The sequence below is a fragment of the Microcoleus sp. ARI1-B5 genome (genome assembly GCF_036705795.1).
GTDB lineage: Bacteria > Cyanobacteriota > Cyanobacteriia > Cyanobacteriales > Microcoleaceae > Microcoleus.
The window spans coordinates 27,499-47,768 of record NZ_JAUBVK010000008.1 but is presented as its reverse complement, the minus strand read 5'-3'; the positions used below and the strand labels follow the sequence as shown (position 1 = coordinate 47,768).

Here is a 20,270-nt window from a genome sequence, read left to right as displayed (position 1 = left end):
GAAACCTGTTTTTTTAGGCAAATGCACTGCGTTATGGCGATGTGTGTGCTGGAAAAACCCGGTTTTTTTAATCTTTCTAGGTAAGTCTTAAAGTTAATAGACTCCCGGTTGGGATTTTTTCACCGCTCCCGAATGCCGATCGACTCCAATATATCAAGATAAAATTGAGTTTTATCCTCGACTCGAATATTGTCTGTGAAACCCGCCCCGAAAGACTGACGGCGCCTTTGACCGGGATTTTACCCTCATCCAACGCGCAAAATAATAATACTATTAGCGATTGTAGGCGCTAGTCTCGCTATCTGCCTGTCCGTTGCGACTTGTGAATCCAGGTTTAACTGATTCCATCCTTTAAGCTCTATAATCCGTCCCAGACTCGTACCTCGGGTTCGGGAGCCAAATTTAAACAGTTCCTGATTTAATTGGCTGCACGGAAGCAGCAATCCTATCGTTAATAGTTCGGCGGAATGCACGATGGACGAACAGCGTCGCGAAACTGATGTTAATATGCTCCGAGCGCTGCTGGAAAATCCTGTGGACTCAGGAATAAATTGGATTTTGAGGACTGACTCAAAGTCGATCGACTTTGGGATCGTGCAAACGCTTTACTTGGAAGAGCCGGCACTGACGCGAGACAGTTTGCTCAAAGCTGCCAAATTTTTCCAAAGGGCGATCGCACCCTTAGAATCTGCCAAGGGCAATGCTAAATTATCCGCAACCGGGGCCGCATATCTGACTTTTTTAGCAGAAGTATTGCAGGCAGTGGCGCGCAGCCCTGATTCGCAGCACGTGTACGCGCTGCTGAGAAACAATTTAGACAAACTCGACCAGAATTTTGCACAACTGCTGCGCCGCTGGGCAACTTTGGTACTCCCTACTGCCACAGAATCGGAGGCTAGGCGCATTGCAGCCCTCATCGGCAATCTGAGCAACAAAATTGGGCGGTTTCCCCTCGGCACCAAGGCGAATAACTTGGAAATCGAAATTGCCGGTTACGAAACGGTGGCTAAGGTTTTTACTCGCAGAGAATTTCCCCAAGAGTGGGCGACGCTGCAAAACAATCTGGGCAACGCTTATACCGATCGCCCCAAAGGCGATAAGGCTCAAAATATCGAACTTGCGATCGCTTGCTTTGCAAATGCCCTGCAAGTGCGCACTCCCGAACAGTATCCGGAACAGTGGGCGACGCTGCAAAACAATCTGGGAAACGCTTACAGCGAGCGCCGCAGGGGAGATGCGGGAGACAATCTCGAAATTGCCATCGCCTGCTATCAAAACGCGCTGCGAGTTCGCAACCGCGAGGCTTTCGGGGGAGAGTGGGCGAGCACTCAAAACAATCTCGGCCGCGCTTACAGCCGCCGGCTGCGGGGCGACAAAGCTCAAAATCTGGAACAGGCAGTCGTTTGCTACCACAATGCTTTGCAAGTCTACAACCGCAAGACTTTTCCCCGGCGCTGGGCCACGACTCAAAATAATTTGGCAAATGCTTACTGTGAGTTCCTGCGGGGCAACCGAGCCGAAAATCTCGAATACGCTGTCAACTGCTACCAGAGAGCTTTGCAAGTGCGGACTAAGGAAGCTTTTCCGCTGCAGTGGGCGACGACTCAAAGAAATTTGGGCCGGGTGTTTGTCGATCGCATTAAAGGCGATCCGGTGGAAAATCTGGAAATGGCGATCGCCTGCTATCAAAATGCTTTACAAGTCTACACCCGCATCAAATTTCCCGAAGCCTGGGGTTCGATCCAAACTTACCTCGGCAGGATCTACAGCCTGCGGGTGAAAGGGGAAAAAGCCGAAAATATCGAACTGGCGATCGCCTGCTATCAAAATGCTTTGCTCTTTTGCAACCGCCAAAAAACTCCCGAACGCTGGGCAATGCTCTGCGCCTACCTCGGGCGCGCTTTCTGCCAACACGTGAAAGGGGAAAAAAACCGCAACCTCAAAAGCGCGATCGCCTGCTATCAAAATGCCAGCCAAGTCTACACCAGGCAGGGTGCTCCCAACCGCTGGGCAATGCTGCAAATTTATCTCGGGCGGGCTTTTTCGGAACTGACTGAGACGGAAAAGTCGTCTCACCTCGAAAGCGCGATCGCCTGCTATCACAGTGCCGGCCAAGTCTACACTCGCGAAACCTATCCCCACAGATGGGCGCAAATTTTATTTTATTTGGGTGAAGCTTACCGAGTTCGAGGCGACTTGCTTGGCGCCTACGGCGTTTTTAGTGCTGCTGTGGATACTGTTGAATTCTTGCGCAGCGAAGCTGGGGTTGATGCGGCCGATTTGGGCGATCGGGCAAGTACCGCCAAAGTCAAGTTAGCCCCCACCTGGACAGGCCTCTATAAATGCCTGGTGCAAGTTTGCCTGGAACTCGGCAAAACCCAGCCGGAATATGGCGCTAAAGCCCTGGAATACGCCGAACGCCACAAAAATCGGAATTTGGTAGAACTGCTGGTTAAATGCCACCTGACGCCGAAAGGCGACATTCCCGCAGCGGTGCTCGGCGAGTTGGACTCGCTGCAACTGGAAATCGCTCTGGAACAGCGGCACCAAGAACAGCGAGAGTCCGATCCGAGCACTACCTTGATTTCTGAGGGCGACAGCCAAGGTTTGAACAGCGGTTCTCTGCTGCCGAACTCGGACTTTATGCACTTAAATCAATTGTGGCGGCAGTTTGATGGGTTGATTGCTCGCTCGGTGCAGCCAAATGACCCTTTCTTCAGCTTAGCTCGCAAAGTTGAACCCATTGCTTTCGAGCAAATTCTCCAATTGTTGCCTGATGCCAATTGCGCTGCTGTGGTGTGGGCGAGTTTCGGGGATTTGCTGGTGGCTTTTGTGGTGGTTGCTGGCGCGCAATATCCCGCCGTTCACCTGTGTTCGGCCCAAAATGCTTTGGCTGCCGAAACTTGGGCCCGAGAGTACAAAAGCGCTTATTCTGAGCAAAAAGGTCGCTGGATCAATCATCTCCCGGGTCGCCTCAAACGCTTGGCGGCGCTGCTGGAAATCGATCGAGTGGTGGCGCTGATTCCGGAAAATTGCGATCGGCTGATTGTTGTGCCGCACCGATTTTTGCACGCTTTGCCGCTCCATGCTTTGCCTCTGTTGGCCAGAGACGGGTTTGAGGACACCGGGGGAATTTTCCGATCTCACTGGGGCGATCGCAGCGGTTTCGATCTCGATACCCACAACGGTTCGGATTTTTCTCAAAGTTCGGCTTTTGGGGAGGTTTCATTCCCTGCTGGTTATTTGAGCGATCGATTTCCGGGAGGAATTAGCTATGCTCCTAGCTGTCAGCTCTTGCGGTTGAGACAAATCGCGCGCAGCGCAGCTATTGGCAGGTACAGGCCGCGTTTGCAGCACCTGTTGGCAGTTCCCACTTTTACCAGAGATGCGCTCTACAGCAACCTTGAAATCGGCAATATTTCCCAGTATTTTTCCAGTGCAGAAGTTTTGCGCCACAAGCAGGCAATTAAAGAGGCTTTTTCCCTAGCAATGTCTGCTAATGATGGGGATTTACCCCGGGAAATAGGGCATTTGCAGCAGAAAAAATGCGCTCACTTTGCTTGTTTGAGTGTGCTTAATTTGGCGGATTCGCTCAAATCCGGCGTGTTTTTGAGGAATGATTTTCTGAGTTTGGAGGAAATTTTTAATCTGGATTTTCGCGAATACTTTTTAGTGACTTTATCGGCTTGCGAAATTGCTGCCGGCGAAGAGGGCGGTGCTGAAGATTTTGTCGGTTTGTCGGCGGGTTTGTTGTATGCTGGCACGTCTAGTGTTGTCAGCAGTCTTTGGAAGGTGAACGATGTTTCGACGCTGCTGCTGATGAGCAGGTTTTATGAAAATCTCGGACGGTTTCCTCGGTTGCAGGTGGGAGATGTGGCGCGAGCACTTTCGGATGCTCAAAGGTGGCTGCGGGATTTGACTGGCGAGGAATTGGAGGTGTTGCTGGCGGATTTTCAGCCTCAAATTTCGCAAATGTTTGATCGGCTTTCTCAAAGTTCTCGCCTGATTGCTGAAGCATCTTTGCAGCAAATTCGCAACCGCAAACCCTGTCCTTTTGCCAATCCCTATCACTGGGCTGCTTTTACGGCTGCTGGGGTTTAGTCAATTGACCTGTGACAGTTGACCTGTGACCTGTGACAGTTGACCTGTGACAGTCGTAGGGTGCGGAGCCATTGAAAATACCTCGCATCCCATCGAAAATTTGATGGCTCCGCACCTGACACTAAATCCCGGTTAGCTACCACCAGAATGATTTCACCGTAGGGTGTGTCGCCACCAATGATTATCGGTATAAACCAAGATTAAGCTCGCGACGCACCAGACAATTCATAACGGGGATGAATAACCAGGATTTGGTATGAAACGATAGTTAAGCAAACAAGACAAACAGTTGTTTTGTTTGCAGTCTGCTCGCTATGGCTGGTGCGGATCTGTCAGATTCTCGGTTTGTATTGAGGGATTTTCCTTTCTTCGACGCACCCTACGGCCATTGCTGAGATTAATTGGTAATTAATCTTCCTTCTTCCTTCTTCCTATCCGTTACATCCGCTACATCCGCTACAAAATCCGTTGCCGAACTTCCTTCTTCCTTCATTGAAAAACCCGACACTGACAACAGATTTAAAATTGTCAGTATCGGGCACAAAATCAACAAATTACCAGCAAAAATTTAGGACTTTTTGCCAAAAACTTGTTCTTTCAAAGCTTGAATTTCTTGACCTAATTGTTGGCGGTTGGAAGAGCGCAACAAATAGCGGTAGACAAACCACGCGGTGTATCCGATACCTATTAGCTCGAATGTAGGTGCTAGCAGGGGAATGTCGTTGAGTTCGTCTACTACGCCCAAAAGCACTTTCAAAGAGACAATCGACGCTAAAATGACACCGACAACTGTCAGGGGACTTTTGTACTGCTCGTAAAAGCTGCCGATGTAAGCGGGAAACTCGGACAAAATTGAGATAATTTGTTCTTTGATTTGCTGGGTCTGATTTGGCGGTTCTTCGGTAATTATGACTTTTGTTGTACCGATCGAACTGTCTGCTTCATCCCCTGCAGGAATTTCGGTGATGATAACGGTTGTTTCTGGTTCGTTTGATGAAGTCATTTCTCCACTCGCAATAGTTTTTTGCTGGTTGGCGGCAGGTATTTCAACTGCTGCTGCGGCTGTTTCAACTGCCGAAATATCGACTGCTGAAACCTCCGTTCCGACTGTTGAAACAGCCGGTGTTTCGACTGCTGTAACTTCCGCTGCTGTTTCAACAGTCGGCGTTTCGACTGCTGTAACTTCCGCTGCTGTTTCAATAGTCGGCGTTTCGACTGCTGTAACTTCCGCTGCTGTTTCAATAGTCGGCGTTTCGCCTGCTGTAACTTCCGCTGCTGTTTCAATAGTCGGCGTTTCGACTGTTTCAATAGTCGGTGTTTCGACTGCTAAAACCTCTGCTGCTGCTGGTTCAATAGTCGGTGTTTCGACTGCGGAAACCTCTGCTGCTGGTGTTTCAATAGTCGGCGTTTCGACTGTTGAAACCTCGACTGCTGGCTGTTCGAGCGCGGGAGTTTCGGCGGGAGTTTCGGCTTTGGGTTGTTCTGGGGTAGGATTTTCGGCCGCGACACCAACTGCCGGCAAATTCAAGTTGCTAATGGCATCAAGCAAGCGGGTTTTAGCCGTCCCCCGCTGGTGAAGGATTACCCAAGATTCTATCAGGTCGGGGCCGTGCATTGCACCTGTCAGAGCGGCTCTGAGCGATCGCATAATCAGCCCTTTGTTAAGATTTTTCTCTTTACTGAGCTTTTTAGTGATTTTCTGAGCTTCTGCTGATGTCAGGGTGGAATGAGTTTCGAGAACTTCTAGAACTGCTTGCAGGGCCTGTGCAGCCCCTGATTGCTGCAACTGTGCGAGTGCTTCTTCTTCGTATTCCACCGTCGTGGAGAAGAACACCTTGCACATACCGACAGCATCGGTTAAGCGAACGAGACTCGGGCCGATTAAAGCAGCTATTTGTTCGAGCCAAGGGCGATCGGCCTCGGAGTCAAACTCGTAACCGGCTTTCTGCCAATAAGGTACCAGCAAATCTGTCAATTGCGGCACAGGCATCTTGTGCAGGTATTGACCGTTGAGCCAATTCAGTTTATCCCAATCAAATTTTGCACCGGCTTTGTTGACTCGATCGAATGTAAATACTGCGGCAGCTTCCGACAATGTAAATATTTCTTGCGTAGAATCCGGCGGAGTCCAACCCAGCAAAGTCATGTAATTGACTAAAGCTTCGGGGACGTAACCCATATCTTTGAAGTCAGAAATCGAGGTTACGCCGTCGCGTTTAGAAAGCTTTTGCCCCATCGAGTTTAAAATCAGCGGCGTGTGGGCAAATTCTGGGATTGTCGCGCCCAAAGCTTCGTAAAGTAATATTTGTTTCGGAGTATTGCCGATGTGATCTTCGCCGCGGATGACGTGGGTGATGCCCATGTCGATGTCATCGACAACTACGGCGAGGTTGTAGAGGGGTTGGCCGATGGCGCCGCCGCTGGATGCCCGGGCAATTACCATATCGCCACCGAGGTCGCTCGCTTTCCAGGTTACGGTGTCGCGTACCATGTCGTTCCACGCGATCGTGCGATCGTCCTCAATGATAAACCGAATCACAGCTTGTCGCCCTTCGGCTTCAAAAGCTGCGCGCTGTTCAGGAGTCAGGTTGCGGTGGCGGTTGTCGTAGCGGGGGGCTTGTTTGTTGGCTTTTTGTGCTTCCCGCATCTCGTCGAGTTCTTCCGACGTGGTGTAGCAGCGGTAGGCGAGTCCTTTGTCTAGAAGGGTTTGGACTGCTTGGCGGTATATTTCCAGACGCTCGGACTGAAAACTCGGGCCTTCGTCCCAGTTCATACCCAGCCATGTGAGTCCTTCGAGGATGTTGTCGGTGTATTCGCTTTTAGAACGTTCGACATCTGTGTCTTCTACCCGCAGGATGAATGTTCCGCCTTGGTTGCGGGCAAACAGCCAGTTAAATACGGCGGTTCTGGCGGTACCGATGTGTAGGTTTCCGGTGGGACTGGGGGCTAGACGGACTCTGACATTCATGTAGATTTTTGCTTTGAGATTGGGGGCAATTTGCTGGTTGGGGGAATAGCTGATGTTTAAGACTTCAAATTTTATTATATTTTGTTGCCGGCTTAAAAGTTGTGCTTGGCAGTTGGTTTGCCTGGAATTACCCGATAACAGGCCGTCGAGCGAGCGGGCGAAAGTGTCGGGTCTTGCACCAGACCGCATCTTGACGATATTAGCACTGCAGGCGCCCAAGACTGGATTCACCTTTGGGCCTATTTTTTAAAGTACCAATAACTGCAGCAGGGGTGTTCGAGACGCGCCCGATAATTATTAATTCTTGTAAAATGTGTGTGTGCGATCGCAATTAAAATATATTTCCCTATGTCTGCTCCTAAAACTGAGTTTCCCGAATCTGTTGAGGTTAAGCCGTCTTGGCAGATTGAGCTGCTGTACGACGGTGAATGTCCCCTGTGCGTGCGAGAGGTCAATTTCTTGAAAAAACGGGACGCGGGGCGAGGTTTGGTGTCGTTTGTGGATATTGCGGATGATAGCTACAACCCGGAAGCCCACGGCGGAATCGACTACTACACGGCGATGGGCCGGATTCACGCGGTGTTACCCGACGGTACGACGGTGAAAAATGTTGAGGTTTTTCGCCGGATTTATGAGATTTTGGGAATGGGCTGGATTTATGCAGTTACTAAATTGCCCGTGATTGGGGCGATCGCCAATTGGCTGTACGGAATTTGGGCCGATTGGCGGCTGAGGTTGACCGGAAGGCCGGATTTAGCAAGTATTATGAGCGATCGAACTGCGCGGAGCGAGTGCGACACTGAAGGCCGCTGTCGGTCTAACTGAAAATGAGTCATATTGAGTAAGTGCGATCGACCGATTTGCAGATGTCAACAGAAACAGACTGCAACTAACATTAAAGATTGATATTGAAAGCAGGAAAAAAAATGGAAGATGCAGGATATACAGTCTTCATAGGCTTCGGCGCTCTCTGGGTAATTATGGGAATTTTCGCAGTGACTTTCCTGTTCAAATCTGACGGTCAAAAGCTGAGGTTTGGCAAATGGGGACTGCTAGTAGCTATTCCGATCCTCGTGCCGATCGCCCTAGTGTTACTTTATCAAATAGCCCGACCGTTGATTGTCTCGCATCTTTGAGGTACTGAATGTCAGAGAATATCTAGGATTTAAGTATTATTGCTCAGTTGTTTCGGGCGATCGCAACTTCTCTCTGACCCATACTCGCAAAGCATCAATTATCGTCATATCATCCTCCGTCTCGGCCATCTGCAAAAACTGATTGATTATTTCTGAAGAAACAATCGGAAAAGTGCTACTATATTCACAGATTACATATTCTCCCTTCTGAAGTTGAAAAATTTGTATAGCTTCTCCGAGATATCTCCATATTTCAGGAACGCCCAGGTTTTGGTAGATAACAAACCGATTAGTAGATGGAGTGGTGAGCTCGACTTCAATGATTAAATCTGGTGGCGGATCGTTTGATAAGTTAATTTTTCTGCCGCGAATGCGCTCGACATTTTGGATATAAAAACACGAATCTGGTTCTGCACCTTGTTTTAAATCTTCACGGTTGAGAGTCGTCGAACCAAATCCCTTACGTTTCAATTTTAATTCGTCACTTAACGTCGTCACAAACTGTTTGAGCAAACAGTTAACAGTTTCATGCAAGTCTGATGGCATGATAATTTCTAAGACTCCTTGAGAATATGAAAATCGCGAGGATCTCTTGTCTCCTGCTTCTGCTAATAAGCTTTCGTAAGTCTGCCAACTGATATTAGATAATACTATCCGTTGTGTAGTTGTTTCCGGTGACGGCTTAATGGGTGTAACGAGCATATTTTCCCACTCCCCAGACAATTTTTGATTTTTGATTTTAGATTTTAGATTGGAGAATTGAAAAGGACTGAAAGCGTTTGGAGTTTGCTTACAGTTTTACCGCAGATTACAAATCAACCTACTACAGAAAGATGTCTATCAAAAGCTTAGACTATCTATTTACGAGAGAACGGGACAGACGGGGCTCGAACCCGCAACTTCCGCCGTGACAGGGCGGTGCTCTAACCAATTGAACTACTGTCCCTCGTTTTGCCTTTGTTTCAGGCACAATTTCTATTATGCCTATAACCTCACCCTTTGTCAAGAGGTTTTTTGAACTTTTATTTGGAAGCCCAAAATTTGAGTCTCTTGCAGGGGACTGAAGTTGTTGTCGCTCACCAAAATCAGCGCTCTGCTAGCATCCGCTAACTCGGGGCCAAATGTCAAGCCCTCAATGTTGTCCAGGGGAATTTTCAGGGTTTCCAAATCTAGCAGCAGCCGTTTTTGAGCGGGAGAAACTTCGCTGATACGGCTTTTGAGGCTTTCGAGTGCTTCAATTCGATCGGCTTTTTCCAAGGAAATCTCAAAAATTCTGATAGTCGTGCCGGTTTCGAGGGAGAAACCGCGCTCTAAACTCAGCAAGCGCTTGTCGTCGATCGCCAGCAAATCCACTAAACCGTTGCTAGTTAATTTTCCCACAGGATTCGCGCCGGCGGGTAGCGGTTCCGTGAGGTAGAGAAAAGAGGCATCTGGATTGCCGCTTACCGCATCGTACCGCAGAATCCGGCACGGGCTGCCTTTTTCCAGGGAAGGTACGGCGCCATCTTGAACTGTAGCGTTTTCGGTGGCGGTGAATAGGTATTTGCGATCGCCAGTTAAAGTCAAACTTTCAAAAGCGAGATTGTTGCGGATGCCTTTACTGCCTTTGTCGTCGGGCAAAAATAAGTCAGGAATTAACAGCGTTTTCAGCAGTTTACCATCAAGGGAGAATTCTTTGATGAAAGGAGCAATGTGGCGATCGACATCTCCCTCCGAAGAAACAAACACGCTGTTGCCCGTAAAAGCTATCCCTTCCGGATCTAAACTAAATTCAGGAAAACTCTTGCCGTTTTCATCCAATAAAGTAGTTACACCAGTAAAAGCCATATTTTCTTTTTCCAGTTTACCAGATTGCCAGTTAATTTTGAGAGTGTAGAAACGCGCCGGAGCCTTGCTGCTGCGGTCATCAGAAATGGCATAATAAACTTGTTTTGTGGCATCGTAAGTAATTCCCGAAAGCCCCCCAATTTCCGTCCCCTGAAACGGAGAACCAGTCGGAAATATTGCTCTACCGATAAAATCTATTTTAGTGACAGCAAAAGATTGGGCTGACAGGTGGAGCGAGATAGCAACAGTTGCGGCCATCAAAAAACAGGCAATAAATATAGTTGCTTTTGCTAAATTTCGCATTTTACTTAAGAATTAATGGTTGAATTCGATCGCGCGTTTCCCCATAGTCCGGCAGGGGTTTAAACCCCTGCCGAGAGAGCGAAAGTCGGTTTTAACCGACTGTGGAATTTGACATAAATTGTTGTCGGTGGAATGTGACGAAAAATGTGAGTAATCTTAGTCCTCTTTTAGAGGACTTTCGCTATGAGACAGGGGTTTTTAACCCCTGTCGGACCATCGGACAAGCGCGAAATTTATGGCGGTTTTGGATCGTTAAATCCTGTCTAACAAGCGTCAACCTTCCCATTTAACTATCAACTATCAACTATCAACTATGTTCGATCCAACAAAAAATTTGTCAACCAATCTTTAACGACGTAAGTAGCACGACAGTCGTCCTCATTGTAACGGACGATCGCCTCCAAGATCGATCGATCGCCCGTTTTGAGCCAATCATCGTACCAGCAGACACACTGAGCACCGTTAGCCTTAGCATCACGCCAATCAAAACCCAGCCAGCGCGCAATTGGCTTAAGCGCGTAACTTTCCACCGGCATAATCGCTTGTTGCGTCACTTGTTTGTGAATATCTACAAACCGTTTCAGCACCGGTTTCCACAAATATGCTGGAGTGTTGTAAAGTTTAGCCAGCCGCTTAAAAGTCTTGACTTCGTAGTCGCAAAAGTGGAAAATAGGAGCAATGGGATAAGCCCACATTAGTTCTAAAAACTGCTCCCAGATTGCACCTTCCTCGGCTGCTGATTCTGCCAGGAAGCCGTGGAATTTTTCAGTATTGTTGTACCTATCCACAACTAAGACTCCGTGGAGGTAATCTAGGTTTAACTCGGGTTCCGCTTCGATGTCAAAGTAGAGTTCGATTGGGGCGATCGGCAAAAACACCGATTGAGAATAAGGAATTGGTTTGCTGCGGAGAATTGGGGCAGGCTTGGCAGGTGCAGCCGGCTTATTTTCTGTAGTCTTGACAGGCTCAATTTTAGCTATTACTAAACTATTTCCTGCAACTTCTGGTATTCTGATAAACTGATTAACTGCTTCTGCCGCCGAACCTACATCCGTTACCTCCGTTACATCTCGTAAAGTGCTCGCTGCCGAATTTCTATCCGTTACATCCCCTACAAAATCCGTTGCCGAACTTCCTTCATCTCGCAACAGCGGTTGATTAAGCAAGTGCGATTGAGCTTGCCGCACCACATCAAAAGCCACTTGATCGGGAAATTCTGGATAAATACCTAGCAATTCGGAACTAGCATTAGCGAGAGATTCAACATCAGTAATTTCGAGACTTTTTAGTCTTGCATAGCGACCCGCAGTAACTCCCGGCAATAACGAAAGATGTTTGATTGATTCGGCTTCTGCATGACAGACAGTATACCAACCGCAAAGATTGCACTTTTGCCGGGAAATAAAAACCTCCGGTTTATCCCGATTTTCTATCATCTGAATGCAGCTATCCAATATCTCGAACATCTGAGGAGTTCGCTGGTGGAGATTCACCTGCCACAGACCTTTTTTGCGCAGCATCAACCACGCAGTCTCGGGCATAGTTCCCTGTACGGAAGCTAACACTTGTGCGTGAAAAGCTGCGATAATTTGATAGTCTAGTTTTGGCCGCTTGCTGAGCCAAATATCCGCAGTAGCATAACTCCAATCGCCAAATTTGGATTGTCCGGGCTGTTTGATTAATAAATGCGGGCGGCTGACAAGGGTAATGTTTGAAGAGTGAAGGGTGCAGGAGGAAAGATGCACGGGAGTTTCGGGAATTTCGCCAAATTCGGGCAAATATTGACTGTCAATTCCTACCAAAGAATCTGTTGCGTCACTGGTTTTGCCCAATTCGCCCCGGACAAGAACTCCTCGATAAATGCGATCGACTCCTTGCTGCATTAAACTCAAGGTAGCGGCCGCCCCAGATTCCCAATCCCCTCTAGGATATGATGGTTGTTGGTAAGTCTCGTGTTCTAAAACCTGCTGCTGATACGTCCCGCTGTCGCGCATCAGTTTCAGCAAAAAGTCGCTGGGGGGGTCTAGTTGTTTCCAGTCTCCGCAGGTGTCTAAAAATGCTCGGAGATTGCATCGCTGATAGGAAAGTAGCAGTTTCTCGGTTATTAACATTTAGTGTACGCAAGGCATAGAATAATTAGAAGTCATTAGTCATTGGTCGTTAGTCATTAGTCAGGAGCATTTCTGCGGCATCCAAAAAGTATGTTTCACGACGACTTACTGTCCTCAAATAGCACTACAAATGCCCAAAAGAGATGCTGCCGGAGGAAAAAGGAAGAAGAAACCTTTTTTAGAGAGGTTTTTGACGATCGACATTTATGCAATATTAACGCTATCAATAATTCCCCAGAAAAGTATGACAAAGGACAATCACCGGCAACAATTCCCAGCTTTGGCCAATAAAGCTTATTTTAACTACGGCGGACAAGGGCCGCTCCCTGAGCCTGCTTTAGAGGCGATTTATGAGGCTTACAAGCGGGTGCAGCTTGGGGGGCCGTTTTCGGGGGAGGTGGGGGCTTGGGTGGTTCAGGAGGCGATGCTGACGCGACGGGCGATCGCATCTGAGTTGGCCGTACCTGCTGAAACCATCGCCCTGACTGAGGATGTCACCGTGGGCTGCAATATTGCGCTGTGGGGCATTGACTGGCAAGCGGGCGATCGACTGCTGCTTTCTGATTGCGAACATCACGGCATCATTGCTAGTGTAATGGAACTTCAGCGCCGTTTCAACATTGAGGTTGATGTTTGTCCGCTGGCGGCAACTTTGAATGAGGGAGATCCGGTGCAGGTAATTGCTAATTGTTTGCAGCCAAATACTCGCTTGTTGGTAATCAGTCATATTTTGTGGAATACCGGTCAAGTTTTGCCTCTGACTGAAATTGTGAAAGTCTGTCATGAACCCCCCCTAACCCCCCCTTGCCAAGGGGGGGGAGAAGAGAGTTTTAATGCTAAAAGTCGCAAAGTTAGAGTGTTAGTTGATGCGGCTCAATCTGTGGGGGTTTTGCCTTTGAATTTGATTGAGTCGGGGGTTGACTTTTATGCTTTTACTGGTCACAAATGGTGGTGCGGGCCGGAAGGTTTGGGCGGGCTTTATGTAAGCGCTTCAGCTTTGGCAGATTTGCATCCGGTGTTTATCGGTTGGCGGGGAATTGTGACGGATTCTAGTGCTAAAGTGCTTGGATGGAAGCCTGGATCTCAACGTTACGAGATTGCGACTTCGGCTTATCCTTTGTATTCTGGTTTGCGAAGTGCGATCGCGCTGCAACACGAATGGGGTACGATCGAGCAAAGGTATGCAGAAATTTGTCGTTTGAGCAAGTATCTCTGGGAGCGTTTGTCGGAACTTGCCGATGTGGAGTGTTTGCGGAAATCTGCACCGGAAGCGGGTTTAGTTTCGTTTCGATTGACTAATGGGATGCCGCACAAGCAGCTAGTTGATTTGTTGGAAAAACAGGGGATTATGGTAAGGACTATTCTGAATCCTGATTGCGTGCGGGCTTGCGTTCACTATTTTACCACTGAGGCGGAGATTGATAAGTTGGTTGGGGAAATAGCCATTCAATTAGTATAGCCGGAGCTGGTTTATCTATAGTCCTGGCCGCACGGGTAGTCAGAAACCGGGTTTTGGCGATAATACTTGGTTACAGCCCTTTAACCGGGCAAAAAACCCGGTTTATGCAGGTTTTGATGCGGAAGTTTCGTTACATTTAGTTAAACAGTGATGCTAGCCTAGATTTCGCAGGCGACTGAGCTGTATACTAAAAGCAGACCGTATTCGGATACCACTAAATTACGGAGGAAAACAAACAATGAATTTAGAGCAAGCTGTTTTAGATAAGTTGCGGACATTGCCCCCGGATAAGCAGCAAGAAGTTTTAGATTTTGCTGAATTTCTTCAAAAAAAAATTCTGCCTAAACGAGCGCTAAAGAGTGTCAAAGGGTTGTGTGCTGACTTAAAAGTAGATATTACGGAAGAAGACATCGCCCAAGCCAGACAAGAAATGTGGGGAAATTTTCCCAGGGAGATTGTTTGATGCCCTCAGTCGTAGCAGATATCCATACCCTAATTTGGTACATTTTTGAACTGCCAAGATTGTCACCAGCAGCATTAACGGCATTAGAACAAGCGGTTAATGAAGGAAATTTTATCTACTTTTCGGCAATTTCAATTGTAGAAATTTCTTACTTGATTGAGCGAGGGCGTTTGGCAGGCGAGGTGCTGACACGAGTTTTAAATGCTGCGGACGATCCAAATGTGGGGATTCTGCTAGCACCTTTGGATCGCAATATCTCGGCAACTATTCAACAAATTGACAGGGCAACAGTTCCTGATATGCCAGACAGGATTATTGCGGCTACTGCTTTATCTTTGAGTCTGCCGTTAGTCACCCGCGACGCGAAAATTCAAGCGTTAACCACTATTCAGACAATTTGGTGAGTATGAGTGGAATTTACCATGCAAGAGATTGAGTGGGAGTTTGCGGAAATTTGGACTGATACTCTGATATCTCCTCCTTATATCCTGATGTTAGTTAAGGAAAAGTCAGGGAAATTTTGCATCCATAACCCAGCACAAAATTATAAAGTTATTTTTTATAGTGACAATTACGAAGCTGCTAAAATGTGGCTGCTAGAGGATGAATATGAGCGTTTGAATAGTCGCATTTTACAAGAAGCATAAAGAGATGTAGCTAATAGGGATTTGATTGTGTCACCAAACTTCGTTCCCCACAGCAACTCCACTATCAATCTCATTATGAAGATTCTCAGGCGCGATCGGCTCAACCAACTCCTCAAGGGAATAACGCCGACGAGTTATCGGCTCGATCGTCAGCCTACCATCTATCAAGACAAGCTGCACTTCGGAACCCTCAGCCAAGTTAATCTCTTTAGCTAAATTCTGTGGAATCCGAATAGCAAGACTGTTTCCCCATTTTGCGATCGTCCCAACCATAGCCTAATCCTCTAGCTAATGATATCACTCTGAGGACTTCACCCTTTTTTTAAGGGCGTATATACAGAGTATCTACAGTGTAGCAACTAAGAAGAGGGTTGACAAGGCGTTGGTTTTTCCTAGGCCGTTGCTCCGAAGCCGAGACTTTAGTCGTTAGGCTGAAAATATCGATTTTTAATATACTGTTTCATAACTGAATTGAGACTAAAAAATGTTGTTTTACCCTGCTCTTCCGCATCCATAAATAACCGCATCCCCAATGATTGCATGGCATTTAATAAATCTGATGTCGATAACTGTACTGTCTTTAAAATTTGCGGCAAAGAAACGGGTTCATTTTCCTTAGCAAGCTGAAGCATTATTGCCTGTTCCGGCTGCGTTAGACGCTGGAATTGTTGGTCTAATTGTGCTTGCAGAGATTCGCTTAAAATCACAACGTCGCATTGTAAAAACTCGGAGACGCTACCACCAAACAAGTCTTGTACGATCGTGGTGGTTAACTCTAACCAGAGAGGATTTCCTTGATAAGTATTAATCAAAGTTTCCCAAGCATCCTCATCTGATAATTTCTGCTGTTTCAGAATTTCTTTGGCGGCGATTCCTAAGCTACCCAAGACTAAGGAATGCACGTAGTTATTTACTCTTTCTAATTTAGCAATTTCTCTCGATTTTTCCCAACTAATCAAGATCGAGCAACTGTGGTGACAAACTTCGGCGATTAGTTTAAAAAATTGCTGATAATCTTCATATCCAGTTTTATATTGTCCCGCCAGTTGTCCGCTGCTAAAAAGCATTTGTACGTCATCGAGGATAATCAGACAGCGATACTTCCGCAGGTTGTCGAGGAGTTGGGAAATTTGGGTTTCGATGTTCTGGGGGATGTCTGTTTTGTCGGAGAAGATTTGCAGGAAATTGGTAAGAGTTGCATTGAGGGTGGGGGAAAAGCGGAGACTGCGATAAATTACGTAATCAAAGTTAGTTTTGATTTGTTCTATTAGTCGGAGTGCAAGGGTTGTTTTGCCTATTCCGCTGATTCCCAGAAGTGCGATGAGGCGAGATTGATCGTGTAATATCCAGGTTTCGAGGGTGGTGAGTGAGGGAGTGCGATCGTAAAAGCTGAAGATTTCGGGTGCGTCGCCTAAGTCGATGTGGAGTTGAGTTGGGGTTTGTTCGGAGTTTTGGGGAGAGGCGGGCGAGCGCGCCCTTTCTGGACAGATATTGACATTATTAACTGTTACATCTCCTTTAACGGTAGCCGATGAAAAATTGTTAAACTCTACCTTTTCTATTATTGCTCGAAAATTTCTTTTAGTAATATCTTCTCCGAATCCTTCAGAGAATATTTTCCATAAGTCTGAACCGACATCCCTAACATGACCTTCACTGGAGTGAGTTGCTTCGGCAATCTTCAAGTATGTTTGACCTTGAAATGTCCCTTCGAGGATAGCCTTTTGCAGATAGTCTAGGTGTTCTCCCCTCTTGGCGAATATTAGTTCGTCCGCGAGTTTTAAGACTGCTGCGATGTCCATAGGTCAGGGATCAGGTGGAGTTTGCCCTATTATATCCGATCTTTCCGACATTTCCGACATAATTCCGATCTTTCCGATCTAGTTGTCGGGGAAACTCCCGACATTACCTGAGTCATCATTGTACTAGACTGAGCTTTAGTTAATAAAAAGTGAAATATGGCAACACCAAGAGGCTGGCAGAATATTGGTAATGTTGATGGTATTGATTGGGAAATCAAAGAAAAGCAGCATGGTCGATATTTTATGATGCGACCAGTTGGAACTGTATATGATCCAAATGATCCTGATTATCCGCATACTCTAGTTGAGCTCGAAAACGGTCAACCAACTGGTTTTCAGCACAACTCCGAAGGTAGAGATTATAGCATGAAGTTTGGAAGCCGTGATGTCATTATGGCTGCGGCAAGGCTTGCTTTGAGTCTCTAGTAGCTAAAAAAGTAATTTATAAATGATATGCAAAAATGGGAAAATCATCATTTTAGTATCATTTTTTCTGAGTTTTATATCTACACAAAACGACTGGTTAGGAGCTTAGTCATGGCTAAAGAAAAAATTGGTGAAGTCCAAACGCCAACTGGTGGTACATCTTATGTCTATTGGGACAAGGACACGGGCAAAGTATATACTGCTAGCGAGTATGCTGGTACAGCATCATCAGAGCAGCAGGCTATGATTGAAGCTAATTATTATGCAGCAACTAAAAAGCCACGAAGCTAGAAAGTTGTTAAAATCACCAAACTTAATCAATCTGTTATGTATTAGCAGAAAGGATGGGGAAGGGATTAAGAGGAGGCGATCGCACTTGATCGCCAAAAGCTAGGTCAAATCTGACTGATGACTAACAATGTTTGAAATCAAAAAAGAGTTTTTCTTCAATGAGCCAAAATTCAAGGCCAGATGCTAACGATGCTGACAAGCTAAAAGAGTGGGTAAACCAACAGCTAGAGAATAAAAGCGATTCAAGTTCGCGTAACTTTACTAAAGGTGTTGCTGAGGAATTTGGGGCTATTGGTGCGGGTGTAGCTAACGAACTGGGGCGAATTGCTTTAGGAGTTGTCACCCTTGGGCTTTCTGAAGAGTCAAAAGATAAAGATTGATTAACATCAGTAGCGATCGCCAACATCGACAGAAAAGGTTAAAGGTTAGGCGATCGCTCTCTCGAATCTACTATGCGCTATTAGGTGATAAAAATGACTGAGAATACAACAAAAACTAGATATCAAAACAAGTATTTAACTATTTGGATGGTAACAGGTGCAGTATTATGGGGATTAGGAACTATTTGTCTTTTAATATCAGGTGAACTTTCAAACCTTAGTTTGAATGAAATAATAATGTTTCTTTTAGTTGCTCCTATAGGAGGTAGTATTATATTTCCATCCTGGGCGGGTTTTGGAATGTTATTTGAGGCATCGACTAGATACAATTGGAAATTTGGAGCTATCGAGCATCAAACTTTGGTTTGGTATATTTACCCCATATTTACTATATTTGACATAGTATTGAGCATGACTGTTGGATTTTTTATTTATATGGTAAGAAGTGCATTATTTAGGTAATTTATTAATAAGGATGGGAGATGGTTAAGAGATAGCCATCGCTAAGAAAGTCGATCGCCCCTTCTCCAATACAACCACAGGACGATCGACCTTTTCACCTAAATCAATCTCGATTTACGCACTCCGACAAAGAAACCGGGTTTTTTACTTAATCTGTCGTCTTCAACGCAGTATTGTCGCAAAAACCCGGTTTCTCAGATCCTAATTAATGACTGTGGCCGTGCCCGCCATGAGAATGACCGTGTTCACCATGAGAATGTCCGTGCCCGTGAGAATGACCGTGCTCCCCATGAGAATGCCCGTGTCCTTCATGAGAATGCCCGTGCTCGCGGTGCGCCGCAGCCAAACTCGGATTAACAGCAACCGCAGTCTCACTCAACAACGCTTCAATCTGCGGATTTGCCCACTCAGCCGCCATTTTCAGAAACTCTGGATGGTCGTTAACGCAAGGCAATTTGCGGTAAGTAACTCCTTGACGCTGTTTCTGCAAAGACTCAATAACGTGATCGACATCTAACAAAGTTTCGTGATTTTCTGTCGCAAATCCGATCGGCATAAACACGATCGCAGTTGCACCCAAATCGATCAAATTCTTCGCAGCCAACGTCGCATCCGGCTGTGTCCATTCAATCAGCGGCGTGTCGTGATTCAGCCAACCCACCGAAATCAAAGGATAGCGATACATCAAACGTTCCCGCACGCGATCGTACAAAGCTTGACTTTCCACAATTCCCGAAGTAAAGCCCTTCGCCTTGTGCGGACAACCGTGATTCATCAGCACAATCCCAATCTGAGAAGGCAAATGCGCTACAGCTAAATCGTTCTTAATTTCCTCTTCAACCAAATCCGCCATTAGCTGGATGTAAGCAGGTTCATCGTAAAAAGAAGGAATGTAGCGCTGTCCTTTTACCCAATGTTCCTTACCATCAAAGGTTTGTGCTAAAGCTTTATTCACCTGTTCGACTGCAATGCCGCTGGTGAAAACAGAATCAACTACCAACAGCGGATAAATCAGAATTTTGTCAAATCCTTCTGCTTGAATTTGAGGGATTACTTGTTCCGGCAAAAACGGCGCGCAAAAGTTAAAAGCTTTGAAAACTTTTACCCGGTCGCCCCATTTTTCCTGTAAATTCTTTTCAATCCCGGCGCGCTGCTGTTCAAAAATAGCATTGTGCGGCGAAACAAATTGACCGTGTTGGTGACTCCACTCGTGCAAGTCAAAGATTGCTAAAATCTTCGCCAGCGGCGGATAAATCCAAAGCGGTACTGGCGCAAACTTTGCCGTAAGCAAATTTAAAGCTTGTTCGTTGTAGTTGGCAAAATCGTCGTAGCTTTCGACTTCGCCGTAACCCATCAGCAATACAGCAACGCGATCGTTACTTGCGGGTGCACCAGATGTTTTGAACTCAATTTTTTCGGGAGAAGCAACCACTGTAGTATTCCTCAATTTTATTTATTCTAAGAGATCCAGACAGGATGAAGGGTGAATCTGAGATTTTTGATTGTTTGCGATCGCGCGATTGGCGATCGCACCGCTGATTCCCGGCTTCTGCACCGATACTGCCCGGTCAAATCTTTTATTTATCCAAGAACACCGGGTGGATGAGCATCAGTCCTTGCATCAGCTTTTTAACTCCAACCCGAAACCCACAGGGTGGCTAGAACTAGGATCGGACTTTGCTAAGCCTGACAGGGAATCCGGCCGGGGGGGTTAAGTTTTATGTTTTCTTAAGACTCCCTTACCTTGCCTCAGATGCCAGCCGTTTCGAGCCTTACCCGCGCTATACTTGGGGGGATACTCTGCCAACTTGACTCTCTTATAACTTTAACACCCTATCCCCCGGGATGGTATCTGATATAATAGATATATGATAAAGTTATGTTGCGAACTATA

General features: G+C 46.5%; 18 protein-coding genes, 1 tRNA gene and 1 pseudogene. 11 read left to right on the top strand and 9 right to left on the bottom strand.

The genetic code is table 11. The features are described from left to right. The first annotated feature begins 474 nt into the window (after positions 1–474). Complete coding sequence (locus QUB63_RS14670) at positions 475–4,101, top strand: CHAT domain-containing tetratricopeptide repeat protein (protein WP_332945988.1); 3,627 nt, start codon at positions 475–477, stop codon at positions 4,099–4,101. Between the two features lie 568 nt (positions 4,102–4,669). On the opposite strand, the gene QUB63_RS14665 is transcribed toward QUB63_RS14670, so the two are convergent. Both QUB63_RS14665 and gltX read right to left on the bottom strand, forming a co-directional pair. Then, positions 4,670–5,104, bottom strand: a complete 435-nt coding sequence (locus QUB63_RS14665) for a CAAD domain-containing protein (RefSeq protein ID WP_332946150.1) — start codon at positions 5,102–5,104, stop codon at positions 4,670–4,672. Between the two features lie 543 nt (positions 5,105–5,647). Further along, a pseudogene (gene gltX, locus QUB63_RS14660) lies at positions 5,648–7,069 on the bottom strand (glutamate--tRNA ligase); the annotation flags it as partial. Between the two features lie 348 nt (positions 7,070–7,417). Here gltX and QUB63_RS14655 point away from each other — a divergent pair. After that, positions 7,418–7,894 carry a thiol-disulfide oxidoreductase DCC family protein gene (locus QUB63_RS14655; RefSeq protein WP_332945987.1) on the top strand — a complete coding sequence of 159 codons (477 nt, stop codon included), beginning with the start codon at positions 7,418–7,420 and terminating at the stop codon, positions 7,892–7,894. A 101-nt stretch (positions 7,895–7,995) separates the two neighbouring features. Further along, positions 7,996–8,205, top strand: coding sequence for a hypothetical protein (locus tag QUB63_RS14650; RefSeq protein WP_332945986.1), 210 nt, complete (start codon positions 7,996–7,998; stop codon positions 8,203–8,205). A gap of 36 nt (positions 8,206–8,241) precedes the next feature. Here the strand turns inward: QUB63_RS14650 and QUB63_RS14645 are convergent, their stop codons facing one another. From QUB63_RS14645 to QUB63_RS14630, 4 genes are all read right to left on the bottom strand, one after another. Next, entirely contained in the window at positions 8,242–8,907 is a 666-nt protein-coding gene (locus tag QUB63_RS14645; protein ID WP_332945985.1) for a Uma2 family endonuclease, read from the bottom strand. A gap of 170 nt (positions 8,908–9,077) precedes the next feature. After that, positions 9,078–9,151, bottom strand: a tRNA-Asp gene (locus tag QUB63_RS14640). 56 nt (positions 9,152–9,207) lie between these two features. Next, entirely contained in the window at positions 9,208–10,335 is a 1,128-nt protein-coding gene (locus tag QUB63_RS14635) for an esterase-like activity of phytase family protein (RefSeq protein ID WP_332945984.1), read from the bottom strand. Positions 10,336–10,646: 311 nt separating this feature from the next. Beyond that, on the bottom strand, positions 10,647–12,446 hold the full coding sequence (locus tag QUB63_RS14630) for a TM0106 family RecB-like putative nuclease (protein ID WP_332945983.1): 1,800 nt from the start codon (positions 12,444–12,446) through the stop codon (positions 10,647–10,649). A 244-nt stretch (positions 12,447–12,690) separates the two neighbouring features. Here QUB63_RS14630 and QUB63_RS14625 point away from each other — a divergent pair, with 244 nt between their 5' ends. The 4 genes from QUB63_RS14625 (at position 12,691) to QUB63_RS14610 (ending at position 15,015) form a co-directional block, all read left to right on the top strand. Then, the gene (locus QUB63_RS14625; RefSeq protein ID WP_332946149.1) at positions 12,691–13,905 is read left to right on the top strand and encodes an aminotransferase class V-fold PLP-dependent enzyme; all 1,215 of its coding nucleotides are present in this window, start codon (positions 12,691–12,693) and stop codon (positions 13,903–13,905) included. 238 nt (positions 13,906–14,143) lie between these two features. After that, on the top strand, positions 14,144–14,368 hold the full coding sequence (locus tag QUB63_RS14620) for a DUF2281 domain-containing protein (protein WP_332945982.1): 225 nt from the start codon (positions 14,144–14,146) through the stop codon (positions 14,366–14,368). Further along, entirely contained in the window at positions 14,368–14,772 is a 405-nt protein-coding gene (locus tag QUB63_RS14615) for a type II toxin-antitoxin system VapC family toxin (protein ID WP_332945981.1), read from the top strand. The genes QUB63_RS14620 and QUB63_RS14615 overlap by 1 nt, the downstream gene beginning before the upstream one ends. 18 nt (positions 14,773–14,790) lie before the next feature. Next, the gene (locus QUB63_RS14610) at positions 14,791–15,015 is read left to right on the top strand and encodes a hypothetical protein (protein WP_332945980.1); all 225 of its coding nucleotides are present in this window, start codon (positions 14,791–14,793) and stop codon (positions 15,013–15,015) included. A 30-nt stretch (positions 15,016–15,045) separates the two neighbouring features. Here QUB63_RS14610 and QUB63_RS14605 read toward each other — a convergent pair whose 3' ends face one another. Next, positions 15,046–15,288 carry an AbrB/MazE/SpoVT family DNA-binding domain-containing protein gene (locus tag QUB63_RS14605; protein WP_332945979.1) on the bottom strand — a complete coding sequence of 81 codons (243 nt, stop codon included), beginning with the start codon at positions 15,286–15,288 and terminating at the stop codon, positions 15,046–15,048. A gap of 146 nt (positions 15,289–15,434) precedes the next feature. Beyond that, positions 15,435–16,817, bottom strand: a complete 1,383-nt coding sequence (locus tag QUB63_RS14600) for an AAA family ATPase (protein WP_332945978.1) — start codon at positions 16,815–16,817, stop codon at positions 15,435–15,437. 156 nt (positions 16,818–16,973) lie between these two features. Here QUB63_RS14600 and QUB63_RS14595 point away from each other — a divergent pair, with 156 nt between their 5' ends. The 4 genes from QUB63_RS14595 (at position 16,974) to QUB63_RS14580 (ending at position 18,376) form a co-directional block, all read left to right on the top strand. Beyond that, positions 16,974–17,243, top strand: a complete 270-nt coding sequence (locus QUB63_RS14595) for a hypothetical protein (RefSeq protein ID WP_332945977.1) — start codon at positions 16,974–16,976, stop codon at positions 17,241–17,243. Positions 17,244–17,354: 111 nt separating this feature from the next. Next, positions 17,355–17,534, top strand: a complete 180-nt coding sequence (locus QUB63_RS14590; RefSeq protein ID WP_332945976.1) for a hypothetical protein — start codon at positions 17,355–17,357, stop codon at positions 17,532–17,534. A 158-nt stretch (positions 17,535–17,692) separates the two neighbouring features. Beyond that, entirely contained in the window at positions 17,693–17,914 is a 222-nt protein-coding gene (locus tag QUB63_RS14585; protein ID WP_332945975.1) for a hypothetical protein, read from the top strand. A gap of 93 nt (positions 17,915–18,007) precedes the next feature. Continuing rightward, positions 18,008–18,376, top strand: a complete 369-nt coding sequence (locus QUB63_RS14580; RefSeq protein WP_332945974.1) for a hypothetical protein — start codon at positions 18,008–18,010, stop codon at positions 18,374–18,376. A 205-nt stretch (positions 18,377–18,581) separates the two neighbouring features. On the opposite strand, the gene QUB63_RS14575 is transcribed toward QUB63_RS14580, so the two are convergent. After that, a complete protein-coding gene (locus tag QUB63_RS14575) occupies positions 18,582–19,808 on the bottom strand; it encodes a ferrochelatase (RefSeq protein WP_332945973.1) in 1,227 nt (408 codons plus the stop codon). Positions 19,809–20,270 lie beyond the last annotated feature (462 nt).

Excerpts from the sequence above, each read along its gene's own strand:
- QUB63_RS14620 (WP_332945982.1), top strand. The coding sequence starts at position 14,144 with ATGAATTTAGAGCAAGCTGTTTTAGATAAGTTGCGGACATTGCCCCCG.
- QUB63_RS14665 (WP_332946150.1), bottom strand. The coding sequence starts at position 5,104 with ATGACTTCATCAAACGAACCAGAAACAACCGTTATCATCACCGAAATT.
- QUB63_RS14655 (WP_332945987.1), top strand. The coding sequence starts at position 7,418 with ATGTCTGCTCCTAAAACTGAGTTTCCCGAATCTGTTGAGGTTAAGCCG.
- QUB63_RS14610 (WP_332945980.1), top strand. The coding sequence starts at position 14,791 with ATGCAAGAGATTGAGTGGGAGTTTGCGGAAATTTGGACTGATACTCTG.
- QUB63_RS14600 (WP_332945978.1), bottom strand. The coding sequence starts at position 16,817 with ATGGACATCGCAGCAGTCTTAAAACTCGCGGACGAACTAATATTCGCC.
- QUB63_RS14650 (WP_332945986.1), top strand. The coding sequence starts at position 7,996 with ATGGAAGATGCAGGATATACAGTCTTCATAGGCTTCGGCGCTCTCTGG.
- QUB63_RS14670 (WP_332945988.1), top strand. The coding sequence starts at position 475 with ATGGACGAACAGCGTCGCGAAACTGATGTTAATATGCTCCGAGCGCTG.
- QUB63_RS14590 (WP_332945976.1), top strand. The coding sequence starts at position 17,355 with ATGGCTAAAGAAAAAATTGGTGAAGTCCAAACGCCAACTGGTGGTACA.
- QUB63_RS14630 (WP_332945983.1), bottom strand. The coding sequence starts at position 12,446 with ATGTTAATAACCGAGAAACTGCTACTTTCCTATCAGCGATGCAATCTC.
- QUB63_RS14615 (WP_332945981.1), top strand. The coding sequence starts at position 14,368 with ATGCCCTCAGTCGTAGCAGATATCCATACCCTAATTTGGTACATTTTT.
- QUB63_RS14645 (WP_332945985.1), bottom strand. The coding sequence starts at position 8,907 with ATGCTCGTTACACCCATTAAGCCGTCACCGGAAACAACTACACAACGG.
- QUB63_RS14595 (WP_332945977.1), top strand. The coding sequence starts at position 16,974 with ATGGCAACACCAAGAGGCTGGCAGAATATTGGTAATGTTGATGGTATT.
- QUB63_RS14635 (WP_332945984.1), bottom strand. The coding sequence starts at position 10,335 with ATGCGAAATTTAGCAAAAGCAACTATATTTATTGCCTGTTTTTTGATG.
- QUB63_RS14585 (WP_332945975.1), top strand. The coding sequence starts at position 17,693 with ATGAGCCAAAATTCAAGGCCAGATGCTAACGATGCTGACAAGCTAAAA.
- QUB63_RS14580 (WP_332945974.1), top strand. The coding sequence starts at position 18,008 with ATGACTGAGAATACAACAAAAACTAGATATCAAAACAAGTATTTAACT.
- QUB63_RS14625 (WP_332946149.1), top strand. The coding sequence starts at position 12,691 with ATGACAAAGGACAATCACCGGCAACAATTCCCAGCTTTGGCCAATAAA.
- QUB63_RS14605 (WP_332945979.1), bottom strand. The coding sequence starts at position 15,288 with ATGGTTGGGACGATCGCAAAATGGGGAAACAGTCTTGCTATTCGGATT.